Source organism: Acidiferrobacter sp. (assembly GCF_054609335.1).
Genome location: NZ_JBTRWP010000007.1, coordinates 1 through 21,839, shown reverse-complemented (window position 1 = coordinate 21,839; position 21,839 = coordinate 1). Strand labels below are relative to the sequence as shown.

Annotated in this window: 13 protein-coding genes, 1 tRNA gene and 1 pseudogene; 4 read left to right on the top strand and 11 right to left on the bottom strand. The window is 58.0% G+C overall.

Going from position 1 to position 21,839, the window contains the following annotated elements; genetic code table 11:
- Position 1: 1 nt before the first annotated feature.
- From pglX to ACYCTF_RS02855, 7 genes are all read right to left on the bottom strand, one after another.
- Positions 2-4,009 carry a BREX-1 system adenine-specific DNA-methyltransferase PglX gene (pglX, locus tag ACYCTF_RS02885; protein ID WP_461282692.1) on the bottom strand — a complete coding sequence of 1,336 codons (4,008 nt, stop codon included), beginning with the start codon at positions 4,007-4,009 and terminating at the stop codon, positions 2-4.
- A 10-nt stretch (positions 4,010-4,019) separates the two neighbouring features.
- Positions 4,020-6,740 (bottom strand): ATP-binding domain-containing protein, encoded by a 2,721-nt coding sequence (locus ACYCTF_RS02880; RefSeq protein ID WP_461282691.1) that lies wholly within the window; start codon positions 6,738-6,740, stop codon positions 4,020-4,022.
- A 2-nt stretch (positions 6,741-6,742) separates the two neighbouring features.
- Positions 6,743-10,384, bottom strand: coding sequence for a BREX system P-loop protein BrxC (gene brxC, locus ACYCTF_RS02875; protein ID WP_461282690.1), 3,642 nt, complete (start codon positions 10,382-10,384; stop codon positions 6,743-6,745).
- A gap of 28 nt (positions 10,385-10,412) precedes the next feature.
- Positions 10,413-10,988, bottom strand: coding sequence for a BREX protein BrxB domain-containing protein (locus tag ACYCTF_RS02870; protein ID WP_461282689.1), 576 nt, complete (start codon positions 10,986-10,988; stop codon positions 10,413-10,415).
- The gene (locus ACYCTF_RS02865) at positions 10,969-11,757 is read right to left on the bottom strand and encodes a BrxA family protein (protein WP_461282688.1); all 789 of its coding nucleotides are present in this window, start codon (positions 11,755-11,757) and stop codon (positions 10,969-10,971) included. Before ACYCTF_RS02865 ends, ACYCTF_RS02870 begins: the two co-directional genes overlap by 20 nt.
- A gap of 2 nt (positions 11,758-11,759) precedes the next feature.
- Positions 11,760-12,260 (bottom strand): BrxE family protein, encoded by a 501-nt coding sequence (locus tag ACYCTF_RS02860; RefSeq protein WP_461282687.1) that lies wholly within the window; start codon positions 12,258-12,260, stop codon positions 11,760-11,762.
- Positions 12,261-12,322: 62 nt separating this feature from the next.
- On the bottom strand, positions 12,323-13,237 hold the full coding sequence (locus ACYCTF_RS02855) for a WYL domain-containing protein (RefSeq protein ID WP_461282686.1): 915 nt from the start codon (positions 13,235-13,237) through the stop codon (positions 12,323-12,325).
- A gap of 186 nt (positions 13,238-13,423) precedes the next feature.
- Here ACYCTF_RS02855 and ACYCTF_RS02850 point away from each other — a divergent pair, with 186 nt between their 5' ends.
- The gene (locus ACYCTF_RS02850) at positions 13,424-13,645 is read left to right on the top strand and encodes a hypothetical protein (RefSeq protein ID WP_461282685.1); all 222 of its coding nucleotides are present in this window, start codon (positions 13,424-13,426) and stop codon (positions 13,643-13,645) included.
- Positions 13,646-13,694: 49 nt separating this feature from the next.
- Here the strand turns inward: ACYCTF_RS02850 and ACYCTF_RS02845 are convergent.
- The 3 genes and pseudogenes from ACYCTF_RS02845 to ACYCTF_RS02835 all read right to left on the bottom strand — a co-directional run bounded on the left by ACYCTF_RS02845 (position 13,695) and on the right by ACYCTF_RS02835 (position 14,764).
- A pseudogene (locus ACYCTF_RS02845) lies at positions 13,695-14,226 on the bottom strand (transposase).
- Entirely contained in the window at positions 14,219-14,479 is a 261-nt protein-coding gene (locus ACYCTF_RS02840; RefSeq protein WP_461282684.1) for a transposase, read from the bottom strand. The pseudogene ACYCTF_RS02845 and the gene ACYCTF_RS02840 overlap by 8 nt, the downstream one beginning before the upstream one ends.
- A gap of 18 nt (positions 14,480-14,497) precedes the next feature.
- Positions 14,498-14,764, bottom strand: a complete 267-nt coding sequence (locus ACYCTF_RS02835; RefSeq protein WP_461282683.1) for a hypothetical protein — start codon at positions 14,762-14,764, stop codon at positions 14,498-14,500.
- A gap of 752 nt (positions 14,765-15,516) precedes the next feature.
- Between ACYCTF_RS02835 and ACYCTF_RS02830 the strand changes: the two genes are divergently transcribed.
- The 3 genes from ACYCTF_RS02830 to ACYCTF_RS02820 all read left to right on the top strand — a co-directional run bounded on the left by ACYCTF_RS02830 (position 15,517) and on the right by ACYCTF_RS02820 (position 20,876).
- Positions 15,517-18,537: a RelA/SpoT domain-containing protein gene (locus ACYCTF_RS02830; RefSeq protein ID WP_461282682.1), complete on the top strand. Its 3,021-nt coding sequence runs from the start codon at positions 15,517-15,519 to the stop codon at positions 18,535-18,537.
- Positions 18,538-18,836: 299 nt separating this feature from the next.
- The gene (locus ACYCTF_RS02825) at positions 18,837-19,667 is read left to right on the top strand and encodes an HNH endonuclease (protein WP_461282681.1); all 831 of its coding nucleotides are present in this window, start codon (positions 18,837-18,839) and stop codon (positions 19,665-19,667) included.
- 76 nt (positions 19,668-19,743) lie between these two features.
- Positions 19,744-20,876 (top strand): IS3 family transposase gene (locus ACYCTF_RS02820; protein ID WP_461282680.1). Its coding sequence is split into 2 segments (ribosomal slippage): positions 19,744-20,005 and positions 20,005-20,876, totalling 1,134 coding nucleotides; the frame shifts between segments, so codons are not numbered across the junction.
- Positions 20,877-21,717: 841 nt separating this feature from the next.
- Here ACYCTF_RS02820 and ACYCTF_RS02815 read toward each other — a convergent pair.
- Positions 21,718-21,793 (bottom strand) — tRNA-Asn (locus ACYCTF_RS02815).
- Positions 21,794-21,839 lie beyond the last annotated feature (46 nt).

Below are 21,839 nucleotides of genomic sequence, written 5' to 3'. Positions count from 1 at the left end.
GTCACCCCCCAGCCTTTTTCTTACTGCGCGTCTTCCTTGGTGCTGCTTCGGGCGCTATGTACAGATCTTCCAAGCCGTGTGCGATAGCCAGGCTCTTGTCCGACCTGCACTTCTCACGCACGCGCTCCGGCCAGTAATTCATGGCTAGGTGCGCCCAGTCGTAGTCGCCTTTTTCCAGCTTGGCCCAGGTGTCCTTGAGCACCTTCTGCCAGGGCTTGTGGCGGAACAGCGGCCACAGCGGCGCGGCTGTGATCTGCACGCCGTCGTCGTGATTGGGCTTGTAGGTGGGTGCAAGTTTGAGCAAGGAGTCGCGGAGCTCGATCAGCTCCAATTCAAACGCCTGTAGCACCTCGAACTGTTTTTCGTCGTCGCGCGAGCGGGCTGCCCCCTTGTTGCGCAGCGCCGTCACATCAGCGCCGACTTGTTTGAGCTTCGGCTCGACAAAGTCGTTGATGGCGGTGTAAAGCGTTTGGCTGGTGAGGCCGGAGTAATAGACCCACAGCGTGTAGCTGCTAGAGGTTGTAGACAGTGGCCAGTAAATGGGGGCTTTGCGGCTGCTCTTGCTGTACCGCTTAAGATGGTCCGTAAAGAAGCCGCTTGAACGTCGAAAGTAATCACGAAGAGACTTACTTGCCAATTTCACGCTAGATTCTTCTTCTACACAATCGGCATGTTCCTTCCAAATCACACGCAGCGCACTTTGCGCCTGTTCAACAACGTCAAAAGAATGGCCTTCATCATCGACAAGCACACCTGACCAAGCGACGGCCAGCGGATAGCCTTCTGGCAACTCATGCTGGCGAGCTGGCAGACCTTTATCATTCTGCAGCATGCCAGGAGGGCAGACCGGAAACGGTGCGAACGGATCCGGCAATGTCTCAGGCTGACGTTCGCCGGTGGCAAAGCGAATATCCCAGCGCCCGAATGCACACCCCAATAAGTAGGATATATGCGCCTCCTCGGTAGCGTAAGGTGACGTATCCAGAACAAAATCGGCGTCCTCACATGACGACTCTTCCTCATCAGCATTAGCCGCTGCTCCATGTTGATAAGATATAGCTTCCCTTAGGTCACGCTCAACGACCTCCGCCTGCTGCGGGGTAAAGCCGTAGGCATCAGCCACCAGGCGCTCACCTTTCTCGCCGATGAGGCTGTGCCGATCAAAGTGTAGTGCCGCGCCCCCGCAGGAGTAGTCGCGAATTCTGGCGGGCAACACAAATTCGTGAAACGGCTCATAATTTTGATATGCCTGACGTCTTTTCTCAACTTCGCCTGCAATCAAGGTACTGAAGTAGTCTTTGGCATCATCGATCAATTCTGGCCAAGGTAACATCTTGACGGTCTCAACTAAGAAGTTCGGAAACTCAAACTTTTCCCCATAAAAGCGAAAAAAAGCTGATGCCAAGCGGGATGCGCAAACTCCCAATGCTTCAACTTCGCGTCCTAACTCAGGGAATGCCATATATCGGCTGACTGAAGGAATGCAGCCGCTGGGGATAACGTAAGGATAGAAACGGACTGCGCGGCGCGTCCAACTGAAGCCAGGACGATAGTAAAAACCTACATTCTGCGGCCGCGAACGAAGCTTCCCTTTGGCATCAGTAAAATTTCGGAGTTCGACTCCTTTGTCATGCCAATTAATTTTCAAAGTAATGGGCGAATACCAAGGCTGCGATGCCCCCGCCTTGACATGAAACGCCCAACGTGGAACCCCTTCCTTGCGTCGCCGCAAATATGACAGCACAACAGGATCATCAAAGCTGCAAAAGGCTCTTTCATTTGTCGGGTAGTAGCAAAATTGCGTGTCCTTGGGGGAGACCTCCCATATGGCCCTAACAAAGCGTGGGTCATCGCCCGTTTGCAATCCAACTCGCACATTTCCAACATTCGGCTCAAAGCGTTCTTCAGAATTAAACTGCTTGATCGTTTCAGCTCCCACCCAGTAGACAAAGGGCGAATCTGGCAACAGATCAAACGTTTTCTTTTCAGCCTGAAACAAGCGTTCATCAGTATTGCCCTTACGATGAATAGACACGCAATCATCCAAGGCTTGATGGCGGTTATCGTCGGCTATAGCACGAATAACATTGGTTGTTGGGTCCGTGGTGCCGCGCTCTAGCACATAAGCTGCCGCCTCCACCATGGCGTCGTCCATCACACCTTGGCCCAGATCAGCAATCACTTCGATGCCGGAAAGACCTAAAACAACCTTTTTTCTCCAATCGGTGAAACTGGTTAAAAAGAAGCAGGTTCGAGACGTGATCGCCCCCAGCCGACCTCCACGCCTTAGCAAACTTAATCCGCGATCGACAAAAATGCCGAGCAGGTCATTGAATGAATCAGGGTAGGCTTCCGTAAAATACTCTTTCACGCCTAAAGAAAGCGCACCAAAAGGCGGGTTCATCACCACCACATCAAAAACCTCACGGCACAGATCGATGAGCCGTAGACCTTGCAGGGCATCCTGGGCAAACAAACGGCCTTGATATGTGGATTTCGCTGCTTGGGCGAACTCGGTGAGCGCCGTGCGCAGCCGTGCCTCAGCTTGCTGCCAGTTCTCCTGCTCTTGCGCGGCAAACAGGCCGGTGCCTTTGCCCACATAGGCCTGGTGAATCAAGTTCGGCAGTTCCCGCTCAACTTGGAGCAACACGCCCATTTCCGGCAGCCCCTTAAGCAGTTGCAGGGTCTTCTCGAACAGCTCAGCATCGCGCTGATCGAGGTTGGCAGCAAACTGCAGGCGAAGCTCTCGCTCTGCCGGCGGCGCAATGGCTGCGACGACATGTCCCCGCCCGATCGGTGGCCGATCTTTGGCCTTGATCCCTGTATCGTGCCAGGCGCGCTGTGCCCGCAGCCACAGCGCCAGCGAGGCGATCTGTGCGGCTCGCGGGTCGATTTCCGCGCCGTAAATGTTTTGCTCGATAATCAGGCGCGGTACATCGCGCAAAAATGCCGCTTCGTCCTTATAGGTATGGTTCAGCGGTTTGAGCGCAGCGGCCGGCTGCGTGGAGACGTCTAGCGAGCCGGGGCCATGCTGCCGTTCCCAGGCCCAGGACTCGCGGTAAATCTCAGCAAACAGATCGAAGGCATACAGGCCAAAGTGCATGGAGCCGCAGGCCGGGTCCAGCAGCTTCAGGGTGCGCGGGTCGCGCAGTTTGGTCGCGGCCATTTGTGAATGAAGAGTGGCCGCTTCGTCGGGCTTGACCAGTAAATACTGGCAACGCTCGCGCAGATGGGTATTGCCCCCGGTGGCGTTGAACCACAGACGGCCCAGGGTGTTGTCCACCAGAAATTCGACCACATAGCGCGGGGTGAAGAACTGGTTGCGCACCGCCAGTTCGCGGCTGTTGCGCGGCGCCTGTGAGGCATCACGCATTGCCTTGCGCTCTTCTTTGGAGTTGAAGTACTGGTAGATCCAGCCAATGGTTTCGTCCTCGCTCCATAGCGGGGCAATGTCAGCGTCGTTGATCAGGTTGAGCACTTGCAGCAGCGCGGCTTCGCGCGGGAACAAGCGGCCCTGAGGCGAGTAGCGATCGAACAGCCCTGGCAGGTCTTGGCTCAGCTCATCGAACACACTGAACAAATAGGTACGGTAGGCATCGCCAGTTTCACCCAGTCCCATGCCAGCCAGCCGTGCGTAGAGCTGAAATCCTTTGGCCTGAAAGCCATTGTCCACCGACTCGACCAGCAGCCCACGCGCCTCAGCCATGCGCAAGGCGGCCAAGCGGTTGAGTACGGTAAAGGCCTGCTCACGGACGATACGGTCCAGCTCCTGTTTGGCATCCATGTCGCCACCGGCGCAGTAGTGCGCCAGGGTGTCGCGCAAGATGCGTGCGGATTCGCGCTGGGCATCATTGATATGGCGCAGGCTGACTAGCTCCGCCACGGTGCCCGCGTTCGGGTCCATGCCGTAGTCGTTCTGGAGTTGGCGGGTGAACTCCTCTTCCAGCACACGGCGCGCGTCATTGACGAAGCGCTGCAGGCGGTTTCTTGTTGTTTTGTCAAAGGCCATCAATCGATTCCTATTGTTCTGTGACCGCGCGTTGCGAACCTGGCGTTTCCCAGTCCTGGCCAAAGTGAGTGCGCAGACTCTCGATGGTGGCCGGCAAAGTGCTTGTACAGGTCACGCCCAGGTACGTGGCCGCCCGCGTGGTGCCCACGTACAGGTATTTGTCGAACAAAGCCGGTTGTAAAGCGGCGAGTTGATCGATGCCAACAAAGAACACTGCCTCGAACTCCAGCCCCTTGATATGCTGGATGTCGAACACGCGCACATTGCTCTCTTGCCCGACGGCCTGGCCCTCGTGGCAGGCGATGACCTGGATGTTGTGCTCAGCCAGGGCTGCGTTGAGCGCCTCAGCCACCGGGGTCACATCGTCTTCGGCGTTCACGAAGATAGCGGTGGAAGGCAGTTGACCGACGAAGCGCTCGATCTCGCGGATACGATCGGCCAGCCAACTGACAATGGTCTCTGTATCGGCCGCATGCTCCAGCAAGGCAGGCGCCACACCCGCGCTGTCCATATGCGCGGGCAAGCTAGCGTTCTGCTCGGTGCCGCTCACTGCGCGGATCATGGCGCGGGCCAAGTCGTTGAGTTGCTTGCTCTGGCGATAGGAGACGGTGATCTCCTTGATGTCGAAGTCGGCAAAAACCCACTTCAAGTCGTCAGCGGAACGGGCACCCCAGGTGGTCAATCGCTGGTTGAAGTCACCGCAGGCAAAGAATGAGCGCAGGCGTGGATGGGCCAGCGCTGCCATGCAGGCAAGTTGAATGGGCGAGAAGTCTGTCGCTTCATCCACCAGGATCTGGTTGCGGTAATGCCTGAGGATGGGCTGCAGCGATGACCAGGCCGGGCTGTCAATGTCTCGCTGGATGTTGGGCCGGCTGCTCAGATCGCCTGCAGCGCGCAAGATCGCCAGCAAGACAATATCCAGTTCTAGCGGATGGATGTCGCGGGCCTCGAAGCCTTCGTTTCGATACCAGTTGCCTGATTGCTGACGTTCACGTCGGAATGCACGGTAGCGCTTGGGGATGCCATCGAGGTAGCGTTTGACCGGGTTCACGAAGCGGTGGGCATTAGTCTGCACCAGAAGGCTCGCCCCCACTTCGGCGCGATCCGTCTCTGTCAGGCCACGAGCCGCCAGCCACTCGATAATCTTGCCGTTACGAGACGACTTGCTGCCTGTGCGCTTGGATGCCACTGCCCGGGCTTGGGCGCGCACGGCTTGCATGTAAGCGTTGAACGCGGCTGCACGACCCGTGCGTGGGGCCGTCGTGTCTTCTTCCTCGTCGGCATCGAGGTCGTCCTGCTCGTCGGCATCGGGCGCCTGGGCTTGCTGCAGGTCATCGATGAAGCGGGCCAACTCATCCTGGAACGCTCGGTTGCGGTTGAGCTGCAGGTTGAGCGCAGCTTTGATCTTGCCGTCAGATGCCTCCTTCAGACTGGTGACGAGCGCCTGCACCTTAGGGAGCTCTGCGGCCAGTGATCCGAACGTGGATGCCAAGGCACCGTCACCCGCCCGCGCCAGAATGTTTTGGATGCGTTCGCCCAGGTGCTGGACTTCTGGTGCCTTGGCTGCACGGAGCAGCGCTGCCGCTTCGTGCAGCTCTTGCACATAGGCGTTGTGCTGCCATGTATCAAAGTCGTCAAACCACTGAATGGGACGATCTAGAACCTCTGCGCTCAAGCTGGGTAGCGCGTCTTTCAAGACAAAGGTACCGCCACCAGAAGCGGTTCTGAGTACACCAAAGGTGTTTCTGGCCAACTCGCGCCGATAGTCCTGCCAGGTTCTGATTCGAAGATCAGAGGCAGGAACGCCCTCGCGTGCGAATGCTTCTTTGAGGTACTGCTTGAGCAACTCGGTGGGCGTGAACATCAGCCAACTGTTGGAGTGCGCAACACCTTGCGCTGTTCCCACCATCTCTACTAAACGTTGTTCGCCTTCTTCCAAGAAGGCGGTGTCGAGCTTTTGGCCCAGGCGGCGGATCAGGGTCGTGGTCTTGCCGGTCCCCGGAGGGCCCAGGATCAGCAGGCGTTTGTCGAGAGGAAGGCGGAAAATCTCGTCTTGGTATTGATCGAGAACGGGCTGATCGCGCAGCCCCATCTTCGTGATGACGCTGCGGCGCAAGCCATTGATTATATTTTCTTTAACGGTCTCTTCGGCCAGGAGTCGGCCCAAGAGATCTTCGGTGACTTCTTCGCCCCCGATTTCGGTCAGCAACGCTCGCAGTGATTCGATGGTGAATGGGCCGAGATGCTCGGCCTCAACCACGGTATCGCGCGAATCCCAACCGCCGGCGAGTGCGGTGGGTCTGAGCTGAGCACGCTCCAACACCTCGACCACAGTTCCATTCGGCAAGGTGAACTCGGCCCCAATCGCCAAGGAGGCCAAACGCCCGACTGGGGCGCGGTAGCTGGCCAGGTTAAGGAAGCCTGAGGCCGGGCTAGTGCGGCAGATATAGTAGGTGCGCTCTTCGCCTTCCTCATCTATCACTACGACACGGGCAATAGCGGGCTCAGCCGCCAGTACCTGATAGCTCTCTCGGTTGGCTTGACTGATCTGATCCAGCCTCTGGATGGTGGAACTGGACGTCATCGTGTTGATGCTCGCCAGGACGTCGGCGCCCTGCGTTCGCCGATCGTGAAGCTTGCTCTTGGCTACAGCAGCAATGCTTTCGAATTGCGTTAGCACCTCGTCGGCGACCTGCTCAATGTGTTGCCTAAATTCTGTTTCCACCTCCATCGTTAGCCCCCATCCTTTCCGGGCTGGTCACTGATGACAAGCGTCACTTCGATCTCCGCATAGAGACCGAGCTGCGCCTTGATTTCGTGAAGCTGCTGAATCAGTGCGTCGATGTCCGCAGCCGAGGTTATCTTCATGGGCACCGAGATCGACTTGAAGAGTTTGGCTGGGCCTTTATCGCCGGTTTTGGCGCGATCTTCTTCCATGCGCTGGCGCAGACGTTCCTGGCCCTGACGCTGGATGGAGCGTTTGAGTTCTTCGAGGGTGCTGTTGATGTCGTAGTCGCGGGCCAGGAGCTTTTTGAGTCCGGCCAGATCTTGCGTGGTTGCCAAGGCGAGTCCATCCAGTCGACTCCCGGCATTACCACGTTCCTCTCGGGTAAGTTCCTCCCATTCGGGGATGCGCTGCAGATCCTCTACGCCATCTTTCAAGCGCAGCTTCTGCTGTTCAGATAGGGTGATGACGGCATCGCGCACCCGACCCTTCAGGTGAGTGAGCTGCGAATTGAAGTCGGCGGTGTGTTTGTAGAAGTCCTCTTTGCCCAGGCGCTCTGACAGGGTTCCCAGGTCTTCTGCGAGTTCGCGGCGCAGCTCGCCCGGCACGCCGGTGTCGGGCGAGTCCTCGATGTCGCAACGATGGGCTTGAAGATCCCGCAGGGTGGCGTCGAGCCCGTTGTCGAGCACGCGCTTCACTTCGAGCGCCCACTTGAGGTTGTCATAAATGGCAGAGGTTTCAGCACCCAGGCGCTGGGGTGCGTCCGCCGCATCGGTGAACAGGACGTCAGCAATGTCCTGGTTTAGTGTGCGGATGCGGTCGCTGCCCGCCAACCCGAGGCCACTGAGCTTCTCGGCCAAGGATCCATAATCGTGCTGGAAGCGAGGGAAGTGCTTGGCTGCCGCCTTGCTGATCTCCTGCTCCAGCGGAATAACCATGTCGCCGACGAGTTCGGTGAGCCGCTCCGCCGCCCGAGCGAGGGTTTCGATGGACGACCGCTCGTCGCGCAGGGCAATGCCGGTCTGCTTGAAGGAGTTGTTGGTCTTCAGGGCATCGATCGCCTGTAGGCCAGCGGCGGTGACTTCACGCCCTGAGACCTTGAGCTTGATTTCCCCAGCCATCAACATGGCCGCCACGATGTAGCGCGTGGTGTCTTGCGACCAGCCGAACGGGTCGCCGCTGAAATCGTCGAGCAGGCGCTTGCCGTCGACCGTGCCGTGCTTGTCGATGTAGTCGCGGATGCTGATCATCGCCTTGTGATCGGTCTTGAACGAGGCGCGGCCTGCGACCGTTTGCACTAGACCGAGCGGGTCAAGGCTGCTGCCAATGGCGGCAGGGTTGGCGACTTTCAGGAATTTCTCAGCGGTATCAGTGCCGGCGCGCACCGGTGCTTCGACATAGCGGTCAAACACCTGGTTGGCCACATCGGAGAGCAGCTTCTTCGCCGCCTCCAGCAGGTTGGCATCCAGCGTCGATACCGCCGTCGCCTGGCCCCGGAAGACAAACGAACCAGCCTGCAGGGTTTGCTTGATCTTGCTCTGGAGCTGGGTCGCAAGTTTGGCGGCGCGGTCAAGCTGGCCGGTGGAGTAGTCTTTGACCTCTTGGTCGGGCTCGTTGCGGTGCAGTTCAGCGATGCGCTGGCAGCGATAGATTTCGTTGGCCAGATCGTCCAGCTCGCGGTTGGACCGGGCCAAAAGTCCGATGATGTTGCGGCCCGCACGGCTGCGGGAGTCGTCCAGCATGCGGTTCTTGGCGGCGTCGTAGTCGCTGGCAGGCACCAGCTCAACGACGGTTTGGATGATGCTGTGATCACCGGCCAGGCTGGTGATGGCGCTGCCGGCCTGGACCTTCAAACCCGTTGCGACGGCCATCGTGCCATGCAGATTGACGCGGGGCAGCGGGTCGAAGGATTCGCGAAGCGCATCGTTGAAGATGCGCTTCACATCCACGGTACGTAGCGCAATGGCACCGCGCTCTTGTTCGATGTCACGCAGCTTCTCGCTGAGGAAAACAAGGTTGCCGTCCTTCTCGCCAAGCGGTACATGCACGTCCCCCAACATGTCTTCCACGGCCTTGCGCACTGCGTCGAGCTGCGAGGATGCAGTGGCGGAGGGGTGCATCAGGCTCGCGACGTTCTGGACCGACACCGGCAAGTTGCCGAGAATCTGCAACACGGCGACGGACTTGGCGATGTCTTGGTGGAGCTGCGAGTCCGGGAAGCGAATCTGGACCTTGCCAACCGCCTGGTGAATGGAGGTAAAGGCACGGCGGATGTCCTTCTCTAGCTCGTCGTACAGCGTAACGGTGGTGGCGAGCCAGCCCACGGGCTGGTCGGCCATCGCCTTGGAGCCGCCTTCGCCTTTCAGGACGTCTTGGATGACCTTGATCGCAGAGCGCAGGCCGATGCCGCCGGTGGACTTGGCCAGTGCGCCCAGCAGGTGCAGTAGGATGTCAAAGTGAGCTGGCAGGAACGGGTAGAGATTGGTGAAGCTTTCCTTACTGAAGTCCGCGTCGTAATACTTGGCGTCTTGCAGCTTGGTGTTGTGCCGCAGCGCCTGGCCGTGGGCATCGAACAGCTTGCCAAGCTCTGTCTCGCCAGCCGGTGATTTCCCGAGCAGACGGCGGTAGCAGATCTCTTTGATGTCACTCGATTCAAGGTCGATCTGAATCGGGAAGCGATCTTTCAGTTTGTACAGCTTGTCCGAGTTTAGTGCTGCGCGAGGATCGTCTTCGGTGAGAGTCTGCTGCGCGGTGGAAATGATCCAGGCCTTGCCGTCGCCCAGCCGCTTGAGGTTCTTGGCCAGGCCATCGAGGTTGAGGATCAGGTTGTCACGCGAAGCCACGTACTGGCCGACTTCGTCGACAATGAAGATGATGTTCTGCTTACCGCTTTTCTCGCGGATGATATCGATCATCTCCTGCACGCGCTGATCTTCGAACTGGATGAAGCCCTCGGTGCTGGATGAAAAGGACTTAGGCTCCGGGAAGAGCGCCGGGTACATCTCGTGGGCGATTGCCGGGATCAACCCGTCGGTGACCAGTGGGTTGTTCTGAACGCGAGCCCAGGTCGCACCAGGCAACGCCTGGGCAGTGCGCTCATGCAGCTCGGGGGTACGGCCGTCTTTCTCAATCATGCGCTCGAAGGCGGCGACCTTGAGATTGCGCGAATAACCGGCCCACTGGAGCACTTTGAAGTAGAGGACGGTGGAGACGTCTTCCATCGTGGCGCCAGCGAGCATTTCGCTAGCGAGGTCCAGCATGACCACGGCGGCAGGGAACTTTTGTGCAACAGTGTTCAGCAGAGCCTTGGTCTGTGGCTTGTGTAGGCGGTCTTGCAGGTACTTGATGAACGGCGTGCCCTCGATGGTGCGCTGATCATCAAATGCCAGGCCGAGGTACTTGGTGAACGAGCTCTTACCTGACCCGTAGAAGCCTGAGACCCAGACGCCGACCTCATTCTCCCCGCCGGACTCCATCGCTAGCTGCATGCGATCAAGGAGCTTGCGGAACTGCTCCTCAATGCTCTCGGTGACCACATACTCGGAGATCTCAGCCTTGAGGCGACCTTCTTGCGAGGCGCCATAGGTGATGACCTTCTCGATGGTCCGGTAGATGTCCTTGCTTGGGTCGAAGAGTGATCGGATGGTCATGGGTTTGTCCCAGGGTTCTTATGTCTGTTCAGCCGCCGACGTGGACGGAGCGGTAGTTGCCATCTTCCGGGTAGAACCCGAGAAACTTCAGGCGCGTCTTGCCGGTTCGCACGCCGGGGTATAGAAAAATCGTCGGCACGTGAAACTTGCCTTGGAGCTGACTTTCGATAGCTCCGATGCGCAGAAACGGATGCAGCGCTTCAAGATCGGTCACCAAGAGCAGCGCGTTCTGCTGGCCCTCGAGCGGTTGTAGGGCATCCTCCAGACATTTCATCAAGCTATTATCCGCCGTCAGGATGTCCGCCAGTGCCTTGTTGGTACGCGGCCAGTCGAGAGGTGCTGACTTGTCCTCCATTACGCAGAGCGACCAGAACGGATCGTCTTTGAGTAGCGCCCAGATATGCTCTGCAATGGAGAAAGTGTGTACGTCCCACCCTTCCTGGTGGAGCTTGGCCACCCAAGCGGGCGTCTGTCTCTTCACCTCGAGGATCTGTTCCGGAGAAAAGACGAGGTAGTATATCGGCTCGAAGCTCGCATGACCGAGCTCACGCCCATGCCGGACACGCTCGCGCAGTTCGTCAAAGTCAGCTTTGAGTGAGGGCATCGCAGAGCGCCTCCATGTCGTGTTGTTTCCAGCTGATCCGGATCACTTCGCCAGCCGCCTGGACAATGAGCAGCCCCTTCAGCGAAAGCCGTTTGATCTCTTCCAGCACGTCTTCGTGAGCCAGACCAAATAGCTGCCAGTCCTCGTGCGTGAGCAGGGCGTTGTTGCCAACACCCGCAAAGTGCAGTTCGTACGCTAGGTATGCCGCTACTACAGGTGAGATTCGGAATGGAAGGATGCGGCGACTCGTTCGCCGGCCACGTTCGAGCATCCCGTAATCTGCACAACAACCGGTCAGGTATCCCGAGACGTTCCGAACCATAGATTCTGACCAGCGCTTGGTCGTCAAGCCATCGTCGATCGCGCGCCCAACAAACGTACGGGCATCCTCATTAGTGATCTGTGTATATCCCCCAGTGTAGCGACCCCAATAAACCTGACGGATGAAGTCACCAAGTATTGGATTGGCTCGGCTCGTAAAGACGAGCATGAGTTGCGTCAGATCGGCAGTAGAAATTGTTGCGGCCAGCTGCTTGAGGCGGGCGGCCGGAGCGCCGCCCGCCACCAAGTAGCGCGGAGCGAAGCATTCAACGACGATGTTGCGCAGCCGGCGCGCGGTGACAGTGGGGAATCGACCCGATTCCAGAGCGACCTGATGCAATTGATTTGCCGAGACACCAGGCGAGTATAACTCGAACAGTGTTTTAGTCTCGTTGACCAGGCCGAGTCCCGCCCCCAGTTGGCTCGTGTAGAGCTTATTGTCGGCCACGGTCACCCCACCAGATATGGATACATCTTGGTATCCTGTGTGAACGCCGATAGGTAGGTCGCCGCGATGGTCTTCAGGGTATCAGTCGAGTCGAGATCCTTAATGCTTCCGACCATCGTTGGTCCCGCGCTGAACGTGCTGCTCGTCGCGGCCAAGCGCTTTAATGCATCTAGAGCGGCCTCTTTGCTTTGTGGAGCCTGGCTAGCGAGTTCTTCACCCACGCTGCTTTGCACGATCCCGTGCAGGTCTTGCTCGACCTCTTCTGGCAAACGGAACAGGTGGTAGCTGCCGACACTCAGATGCTCGTCATGCAATCGTCTGGCGGCTTCCAGCACACCGTGATACTGGGCGAGGCGAGACGTTTTCGAGAAGACGGGCTCCAGGAAAAGCCGGCTTGATGCCTCATAGAACGCCGTTGGCCACCAGGCGCATTGAGCACGCTCGCCAAGAAAGCCGACGAGCATTCTCATTTGCAGCAATGCCGGTAGGTAGGATTCTTTCATCTCATCTCTCGTAGTTCGTTTGCTCTACCGCCGCGACCGGCGCAAGCAGTGGCGTCCCTTGTTTAGTCACATTCCGCTCCCGCCCGAGCGGCATCCAGGGCCGCATACCCTGGTGCCAGTATGGCGTTCTTAACGCCGTACAAGGCCAAGTGGTCCTTGAGCCACAGCCTGAACTCCGGTCCGCGAAGGCTGTGGTCTGCGGAGCAGTCGACGCTCCACTTGCGCAGGATGTAGCCAGCCGTCGCTGCACGGAGCTTCATCTTCACCGTGCCGCTGGTCATACCGTAATCCATCTCCGCGATCTCGGGGTGCGGTTGATCGGGGTGCGGCACCAGCTCCAATTCTACGATCCGGGTCCACTGGATGTCCTGGTCACTTTCTTCGTGTGGCAGAACATTGCTGTCTTTCAGTGTTACGGGGCTCTTCATACGCGTGATGACAAAGTCCCTGAAATCCTTGCTTCGCCGATCGAAAGCGCGGACATGCCAGCGCAGGCCGTTATCGATTAACGCAAAGGGGACGATCTCGCGTTCACTCTCGCCACTCGACAAGGAGTGGTAGGTGACTTTGAGGGGGTGCTCCTGATGGATGGCACGGGTGACGCGGGCGAGCGTATCGAGTCCTGGTTTTGTGAGTCGTGAGGGGGTCTCACAGGTAATCCAGGACTTGAGGGTGAGAGGCTCGCCATCACCAAAGCCCAGTGACAGCCAAGCCAAGACCCGCTCTGCTGGGAAATCAAAGACGGGTGTAAAATTTTCCGCGTAGCCATACACCTTGTTCTTGGTGTCATAGTCTAGATTGCCTGAGGCGAGATCCTTGTAGATCCCGATATCCCGGGTTGCTGCTGCTGCCTGTATGCCGAAACGCGACACTAGGTCTTGACGACGAATCTCTCCAATGAAGCGCAGGCACAACTCTATGAACGCAAGTCGGTCGCGCTGGGGCTGTGTCAAGTCTGCAAGCTGTTCGTTGGACATCCTGGCTGCCAATTCAGGTTAATGATCGCTAGTTAGCGTTCTTACGGGTACTATATGCCTCGCACAAGAGCATGTCTATGAATTTGTGGTGCGCATCAGTCCATCGCATTTTGTTACCAATAAGGGGATAAGATGAGCGGAAATCGATGGGACCAGTCCGGTGCGCCTTAAGAAGGGTAGTATTGCATGAATGTCGTCGACCTGCGGGTTGACGGCGAGCCACAAGACGAAACCGACTACATGACATGCCAGATGTGCGGCAACGAGGAGATCCGCTACGTTCACGTCATGGGCACCAGGATATGGGTGAGCATTTTGAAATCGGCTGCGTATTTCGCTGATCGTGAACGCCCCGACTGGCGAATTCAGCTGGTCAAGAACTTTTTACTCCGAGTATTTAGTGTCTGACCGAAATTGAAGGCTCTTCCGGGTTTCGTGTGGGTAGCCCATAAAAGCCTCATGACGGGCACCCCGCTGGATAGAGGTCAAGCTTCCCGCAATGAAAGAGAATCGCGATGCGGTACTGAGTGAAATTCCGATAGCCCCGCGCGTTGGCTTTGGGGAGCGGGATCTGGGCATTCATGCCTTCTGCGGCGGCGTTGGTGATGCGATGTTTCGTGGTGGCGAGCAACCCCGGCAGATGGCGCTTGAGGGTCTTCGCGCAAGCAATGATGGGCGGTAGTCGTGAGTGGGTCGCCCAGAAACCCGCGGTCGAAAAACTTGTGGGCTGATCCGGTATACCGGTAATCCCAGAAGTCGGAAAACGCCTCCTTGATGGCCCAGGCACGGCCTACCTTCAACGCATCGACTTTGATCGTCTGGAAGCGCTCCCGCGGGCGATCTGTCCCGTTCAACGGGTTCTTCAACCAAATATATCGGGTCTTCGTGAGCGTCTCCTCGCCCTGGGCTTGCAGTTCTCGGTGCTCGCGCCGACGCACCAGATCAACCGCCTTGTTCAACTCCTTCGCGCAGGGAAACTTGTCATGCACGATCAGGGCTTGCGGAGCCGCCACTCCGGGTGGCCTCCCAATAAGGCGCCCACATATCCATGGCCACTGCGGAAAGCCCTAGGCGCTGGGGCTTAAGGATCGCGGTCCAGAGCGTATGGGCGGCCTCCCGGGTGCGTTCGGGCACCACCTCAAGCACTCGTCGCCCCTCGAGGTCGTGCTGCACCGAGACGATATCATGACCCTTGCCGAAGCTCTTCTCATCGAGGCCGGCATCGCTTTGCGTGCAGAGCAAGCGCAACCCTTCCCATGATCACCGTGCCACGCCGCGTGTGACCGCCCGCTCCCCATTGTGGGCCGTATGGCCCATGACCCGGTCTACTGGGTCCCAGGAGAGCGCCGTCAGCCATTGGGCCTGTACCGGGCTTTGCACCGCCTGCAACACCTGAATGGCATAGGCTTCAAAGAGTGAGGGGTAACGGCTCCCGTCCTCGGCCCAGGCGACCGGGATCTGTTGGGCCCCACATTTCAGACAGTTGACCCGTGGGACGTCGGCCTCAATGAAGGTCTTTCCTTGCATCGTATTCAGATGGTGCCCGGTCGCGGACGGATTGTTAACCGGGTACTACAGCATCACATTCAGGGCAGTGCAGCGGCACGTCTGGCGGCCAACCCACGTGCACCGGTATCTCGCTTAAAGCCGCGTATCGCCTGAGGCAACTTGTACCGCCACTGCCGTGACTCGCCACGGCGCCGGACATCCCAAGAGCTTTTGGTACAGTTCAGTGTCATGCAGTGGGGTACCATGCTTGCCTGCGGGGGCACCTGATGCAAGCCCAATACCCACTTACCCACACGAAAGCCTGAAGACCCAAAAAACATGGCTTCCCACCGGATCTACAGGAGGAGGCCACCAAGACTGTGTTAGCGCAGGCGGAGTTGTTGTCGGCTTTGTGGGTGGCGGCCTAGGCGAAAAGGATGAGCGCGATAAGACTGACGGCAGCCCAAACGCGAACCTTACACTTGCGTGATAGGCTGTTTGAGGCTTATACCATTACGCGGAGAACGGGAAATCGGTTATTGCGCGGCAGGAACAGTCAGTCAAATTGATGGTCATGAAAGACTGCTCATCGGCCTATCCGGCCATTCGAAACTCGCCTACGGGGTGATCGGCGCCGCCGCCTTGAGCGTCCGCTTCCTGACAAGATGAGCTGGCGCTCTCGATCCTGTGCGCGGTCACATAGGGACCAGAAAGCAGGCCTTTGCTCGTCACAGTACGCCTGAACCACTAAACTCCCCCCTTAGAATACGTAACGGAAGGATCGCCAGCGGATGGACTTCGATGGATATGAGCATGTAGGGCAGGCCGCGTACGCGGCGTTCGCAACGACTGTCGCCGCGATCCTGAAGGCCGCGATCGGCGCCGGCGAAGGCTATCGACTCCAGCAGGTGGTAGAGCGTGCGAAGCAACCCGCTGCGTTGCGCAGGAAGCTTGAGCAACGTGGCATCGCACCTACGGCGACGCTCGCGGATAACATAAAAGATCTCGCCGGCTGCCGAGTCATCTTCTACACCAACAGCGATGTCACCCGGTTCATAAACTCCGGCATGATACACGAGAATTTCGAGGTGCTTGAGAGCAAGCTGCACTATCCCCGGCGCGCGGCAGAAGATGCAGCCGAGCTCTATATGTCCGATCATTACCTCGTCAGGCTTCGGCCTGAGCGACTCGCCCTGCCCGAGTATGGCCGCTTCGCGGGGATGCGGTGTGAGGTTCAGATTCAGACAATTCTTAATCATGCCTGGGCGGAGATGGCTCACGATACCATCTATAAGACGCCGCAGCTTGGCGACTTCGGCGGCAGGGCATTCGACGGCATCAAGAACCGGATGCAGAAGGTCGCTCGTAAGTATCTTCTGCCTGCGGGCTATGAGTTCCAGAAGATTGCCAGCGATTTCCAGCGGCTCATCGAAGGCAAGGCGCTGTTTGATGGCGACGCTTTGGATGCGATCGTTGAGGCGGCGAACAACAATGTTCGCGCCCAAGCGATCGAGACATTTGCGGAGAACGTCCTCCCGCTCCATGATGATCTGCAAACCGTCTATCCCGAGGTCGTCGCGCGTCTGGTCGCGGCCGCGGATCGTGCCCGGGCGACACCGCCAGCTGCGATCGAAACGCCCTATGGCACACTGTCAGGAAAGGACTACAGCGACATTCTCAAGGCCATCGCGGACCTCCTTACGCGCTATCGATATCTCGACGTCGACACCACATTCGACGCTCTGCGCACGTTATATGGCTGGGCGGCGACCGAGGCTGAACGAAAGCCCCTCCTGGATCTGGGCAAGGCGCTCGCCAAGCACCAGCTGTACGTCTGGCGCCAGTACGGCCCGATCGTGCAAAGGCTCCTGGTCCAGAACATCGAGGCGCTCGGTGCGGACGAACGCCGCAGCTTGGCTCCGCTGCTGGTCACGATGCTGGACGAGATATTAGGTACGGAGATCAGCGGCACGACGAACAGTTCCACCGCGGTGACGTTCCACGGCGGTGTCGTGGTTGTGTCCGAGGCGCTTCGTATTCTACGGACGAAGGCGATTGATCTGCTGAAGTGTCAATTCACGTTGGCCGAGAGTGACGAAGAGCGTCGCGCCGTGCTCCGAGCTCTTCACGCTGCGGCGCGGCACCCCATTCGCGGCGGGTACAGCAATGCGCTCGCGCGGGTGGTGATGGAGGACACGCGCACTATTATGGAATTCCAGGCCGGCATCGTGCCGGCGTTGAGCCACGATCTCCTGCAAAGCACCGAGCATTGGGTTCATCGCCACTACTGGATGTATGCAGATTTGCCCGAGACGATGCGTGATGAACCGGACCTTGTCGCGGGTCGCGCGCAGGTGAGGGCCGCTGCGCTCGCGTTCCGCGACCGCGCTAACTCCGATCCAGACTTCGTAATCCACAAGACGCTGGTCGGGTTCGAATCGGTGTTTCCGTCCGCCTGGGAGGACAAGGATTTCGGCTACGAACAGGCCAACACCTATAGAGCCGGGCGGGTTGATGAACTGGTCGCCTCGGTCGAAGCGGCTAACGCGGATATCTGGTTCGATCGAATAACCCGTTATGCTCGGACCGAGTCCGATGACGTCGCCACCTTTCCGGTATTCGGCAGGTTCCTCGAACTACTGGCGGTCGCGCAACCAGCTATCGTCCTCGGCTATATCGACCGGATTGAGGAGCCACTTGCAAACTTCCTGCCTGCTATGCTCGCCGGGCTGATGAAGAGTTCGGAACGTGAACAAACACTCACGAACATCGAGGCGTGGCTTCGGGCAGGCGCATATATTGGCCATATTGCTTGGCACCTGCGGTTGGCGGATCCGTTCGACGAAGGACTGCTGCGCCGTACCCTTGACCGCGCGATCGAGCTGGGCGACGGGCACGCGATGCGCAACGTACTGATCGCGGCCGTCACCCAGTTCGCTGCCCATCCTGGCACACTGATTGAGGAAGTCTTCCTTCCGGCGCTCCGTACCCTTGCGGTGGCCCAGGATTTCAGCTGGGTTCACATGTCCTGGTTCTCTTGGCTTGGGAGCCCCATCCTCCGGGCGCTCGACGAGGAACAGGCAAGTGTTGTGCTCGATGCGCTGGTCCCTTATCCCGATCTCGAATATAACGCCGAGTACATCGCGGCCGCCATCGCAGAGCGGTGGCCCGCAAGCGTAGTCGCCTTCATTGCGAAGCGGCAGAACTTTGCGCGAACGGACGCCGTGCCACTGCACTACGACGCCGTGCCCTTCCGAGTACATCAACTCCAGTCACCGCTGGCCGCGGTTCCAGATATCATGCTGGACGGCGCGCGTACCTGGTTCAACACCAACCCCCAATACTTCACCGATGAAGGTGGAAGGCTGCTCGCCTCTGTGTTTCCGGACCTGTCGAATGGAATGGAAGTGCGACTGACGACATTGATTAAGGATGGCGGAAACGCACAGGATCTGGCGTTCGTGCTTGGCGTTCTTGCCGCCTTCGAGGGTAAGCCTTGCGTCTATGCTCTCGTACGCGCGATCGTGGCCGTCGCAGATCCTGGGACCCAATTACTGGAGAAGGCCCGATCCGTGTTGCGTAAGACGGGTGTTGTATCCGGTGAGTTCGGCTTTGTAGAGATCTACACAGAGCGCAAGGTATTGCTCGACCCGTGGCTTTCCGATCCGAACGAACGAGTGCGGCTGTTCGCTGCCGAGCGGATCCGAGAGCTTGACCAGTCGATTGCAGCCGAGAGCCGGTCGGCGGAGGCCTCGATCGCCCTGCGCAAGCTTGAATATGGCGAGGAGTTGGATGGCGGTGAGGAGAGCTGATCTTGTCAGATGCTGTGAGCGCAGGAGGCTCATGAAGGAGCGGAAAGAAGCCTGCTCGGCCTCATTCTCTTGGGGGCCAGCGGCAGTGTCGCGAGAGGGGGTTCCAGTTCGACGTTTACAGCCCACAGAAGCCGCAAGTTGGCTGACCATAAATTCACAATAATCGTGCACGGGCGGAACCAAGGGGACACCTATCACAAATAGACGTTGGGGAAAGAAAAATTTCGTGTGACCATTATAGCCGGAAACGGTGCCGTACGTTCAGCGCGTTGGGCCCGCGGATCGGCAGGGGGGAGAACATGCAATCCGTCACTACAATGAAGCAAGTGCTGGCCAATATCGCAGAACTAGAACGCGGCCGAACGGCCAATTCCATGGAGTATCTTGGTCTCATCACGCGTGGAACGTGTTTCGTCCCGTATAGTTCGGACGTCGGTATTGCGTTTGCGCCGTCACGGTTTATAGGTTATGTGGGTAACAAACTTTCCTCGCATACCAGCAATCCGGATCGCGATGGTAGAGTCACAAACGCTGCTCTCACCAGGATAATCGAATCACCGCCACTGCCCGATGCAGCTCTTGAAAAGCGTTATATCGCATTTTGCCGTCAAATCGGCGTTTCAGCGTCAAAAGCAGGCGCCTTTGGCAATAAGCGCAAGTACTGGATCCCTCCCGACATAGCGGATCTGTTGGACACAGAAGCACTGGTGTCCATCGCTAACAATCCGAAGCTATCCGCTACGGATAGGATGCAGCTTGCGAAGGCCAGGCTTGGTCAAGGACGGTTCCGAGATGGTCTGCTTGATTATTGGACAAGGTGTTGTGTCACGTTGTGCCCGCTTCACATGGTCCTGCGCGCTTCACATATTAAGCCCTGGAGCAAAAGTTCGAATAGGGAGCGCTTAGACATGTTCAACGGCTTATTGTTATCTCCAAACGCCGACGTTCTCTTTGATAAGGGCCTGATCTCTTTTAAGGATTCTGGGGAGATGTTGATATCTCCTCAGGTTAGTCATGAAACGCTACAGGCGCTTATCGGTAAAACCGAAGTGAAGATAGATGTAACGGCACGACATGCGAAATATCTCGCGTATCATCGAAAGCATCGGTTTCGTGCCGCTGCCGCCTAGAAATGGACCCCAATTTTAGGACACTGGCTTAAGTGGACGTTCGCCCCTAAAGTAGCGATACAAGGAGCGGAATACCATGAGCAAAATACGTCGTAACCACGCCCCGCAATTCAAGGCTAAGGTGGCTTTAGAGGCTTTGGCGGGAGAAAAAACGATCCACGAGATCGCGGCCAAGCATCAGGTCCATCCCAATCAGGTCACCCAATGGCGCCGGCAGCTGATTGATCAAGCGGCGACCCTCTTTGGCAAGGGCGCCGCCTGCGCCGATCCCGCAGGGGATCGCGAGGCGCTGTTCGCGAAGATCGGACAGCTGACAGTCGAGAAGGATTTTTTAGCACGAGTGCTCGGCAAATGACCCATGCCGAGCGGCTCCACCGGGTCGAACCCCATCACCCCGAACTGCCCGTCACCCGCCAGTGCGAGCTTCTTGCGGTGGCCCGGTCTACGGTCTACTACCCGCGCAAGGCCACGGTCTCCGAGGACGATCTTGTCCTCATGCGCCGCCTTGATGAGGTCCATCTTCAATACCCCTTCCTCGGCTCCCGGCGATTACGGGATGCTCTAGAACAAGAGGGCCGGTTCGTGAACCGCAAGCGCATCCAGCGGCTCATGCGCCTCATGGGCTTAGAGACCCTGCATCCTAAGCGCAAGACCAGTCTTCCCGGGAAGGGTCATCGCCTTTTTCCCTATCTTTTGCGGGGTTTGGCGATCGAACGAGCTAACCACGTCTGGTGTACGGACGTGACGTATATCCCCATGCGCCAGGGCTTTTGTTACTTGGTCGCCATCATGGATTGGGCAAGCCGTGCGGTGCTCTCCTGGCGGCTCTCACCCACTATGGAGGCCGACTTCTGTGTCGCGGCTCTGGAAGAGGCCATAGCGCGCTATGGGGCACCGGAGATCTTCAACACTGACCAAGGGGCGCAATTTACCGGTGAAGCGTTCCTCAGCGTTCTAGAGCGCCACAAGATCGCTATCAGCATGGATGGCAAGGGACGGTGGCGGGACAATGTGTTCGTGGAGCGTCTCTGGCGCAGTGTCAAATACGAGGAGGTGTATCTCAAGGCCTATGAATCGATTCCCGAGGCACGAGCCTCTCTTGCCAAATACTTCGATTTCTATAATCATGACAGACGTCATCAAGGGCTGACGGACCGACAGACACCGTGGCAAGCTTATGCTGGGGTGTCTCTGGGACAGGCCGCTTGATCAACCCGGCGGATAATCCACTTAAAGATCCGGAGATTTTGTCCAAGGGTTGGGGTCCACCTCTCCTAACCCCACCACTACAGGGCTGCGCGTAAGGACGGTGCCCCTCATTGGACATGTTGAATGTCCGCGGGCGGGATACCTCGAAGAACTGCTCCAGTTCGACGTCGCCGTTTGATCACCGTTCAGTAAAGCGGACATAGATAGACCATCAACACTCCCCTGCAACTGTCGGCTATGGCCGATGGGCAGGTATTCTGCGATGCGGGTAGATTGATGGGTCGCCATGGCTCGTGGATTGCGCATTCGCATGGTTTAAAAAGAGGAAAGAAGCTGGCCAGGACTTCCGTGATGTATTACCCCAACTCCCCACCAGATCCTCTGCCCTTAAATAATGGGTATACCGCTTGAGCACGGTGCGGGCCATTCGGCCCGCAATATCTGCGGGGTCTTGTCCCGCGATCGCCGCCACCTGCATAGGGTTGAGACCCTTCTCATGTGTAGGCCATGCAACCCACAATGAACAGCCGGGAGGCCGCCTCGTGGCGTAGATCATGGCGGACCTGATCGCTAAGGCCGATCGGCGCGCGACAAAGAATAGGGATGAAGCGGCGCTTGGTAATTAGGAGTATGCGGAGTGCCTGGGCAGGTACGCAGAAGATAGGGAACCGGATTACCCGAGATATGGGGAGAACGATGGGCCAGACGTTGAGGATGACCCCAATGCTTGTGCGTTTGAGGACGAAGAGAGATATCTACCCGAAGTTGATACTCAGTTGATACCAGAGAGAAATTCGGAGATTGAGAAATACGGAAAAAACCTGTAACTCGTTGTTTTTATTGGCTCCCCGGGAAGGACTTGAACCTCCGACCCGGTGATTAACAGTCACCTGCTCTACCGACTGAGCTACCGGGGAACACAAGGCCCGCTATGCTACGAACCCAGACCCCTGGCGTCAAGGA

Coding starts and splice junctions, on each gene's coding strand:
- ACYCTF_RS02855 (WP_461282686.1), bottom strand. CDS start 13,237: ATGTCCAACGAACAGCTTGCAGACTTGACACAGCCCCAGCGCGACCGA.
- ACYCTF_RS02860 (WP_461282687.1), bottom strand. CDS start 12,260: ATGAAAGAATCCTACCTACCGGCATTGCTGCAAATGAGAATGCTCGTC.
- ACYCTF_RS02880 (WP_461282691.1), bottom strand. CDS start 6,740: ATGGAGGTGGAAACAGAATTTAGGCAACACATTGAGCAGGTCGCCGAC.
- brxC (WP_461282690.1), bottom strand. CDS start 10,384: ATGACCATCCGATCACTCTTCGACCCAAGCAAGGACATCTACCGGACC.
- ACYCTF_RS02850 (WP_461282685.1), top strand. CDS start 13,424: ATGAATGTCGTCGACCTGCGGGTTGACGGCGAGCCACAAGACGAAACC.
- ACYCTF_RS02835 (WP_461282683.1), bottom strand. CDS start 14,764: ATGCAAGGAAAGACCTTCATTGAGGCCGACGTCCCACGGGTCAACTGT.
- pglX (WP_461282692.1), bottom strand. CDS start 4,009: ATGGCCTTTGACAAAACAACAAGAAACCGCCTGCAGCGCTTCGTCAAT.
- ACYCTF_RS02830 (WP_461282682.1), top strand. CDS start 15,517: ATGGACTTCGATGGATATGAGCATGTAGGGCAGGCCGCGTACGCGGCG.
- ACYCTF_RS02870 (WP_461282689.1), bottom strand. CDS start 10,988: ATGCCCTCACTCAAAGCTGACTTTGACGAACTGCGCGAGCGTGTCCGG.
- ACYCTF_RS02825 (WP_461282681.1), top strand. CDS start 18,837: ATGCAATCCGTCACTACAATGAAGCAAGTGCTGGCCAATATCGCAGAA.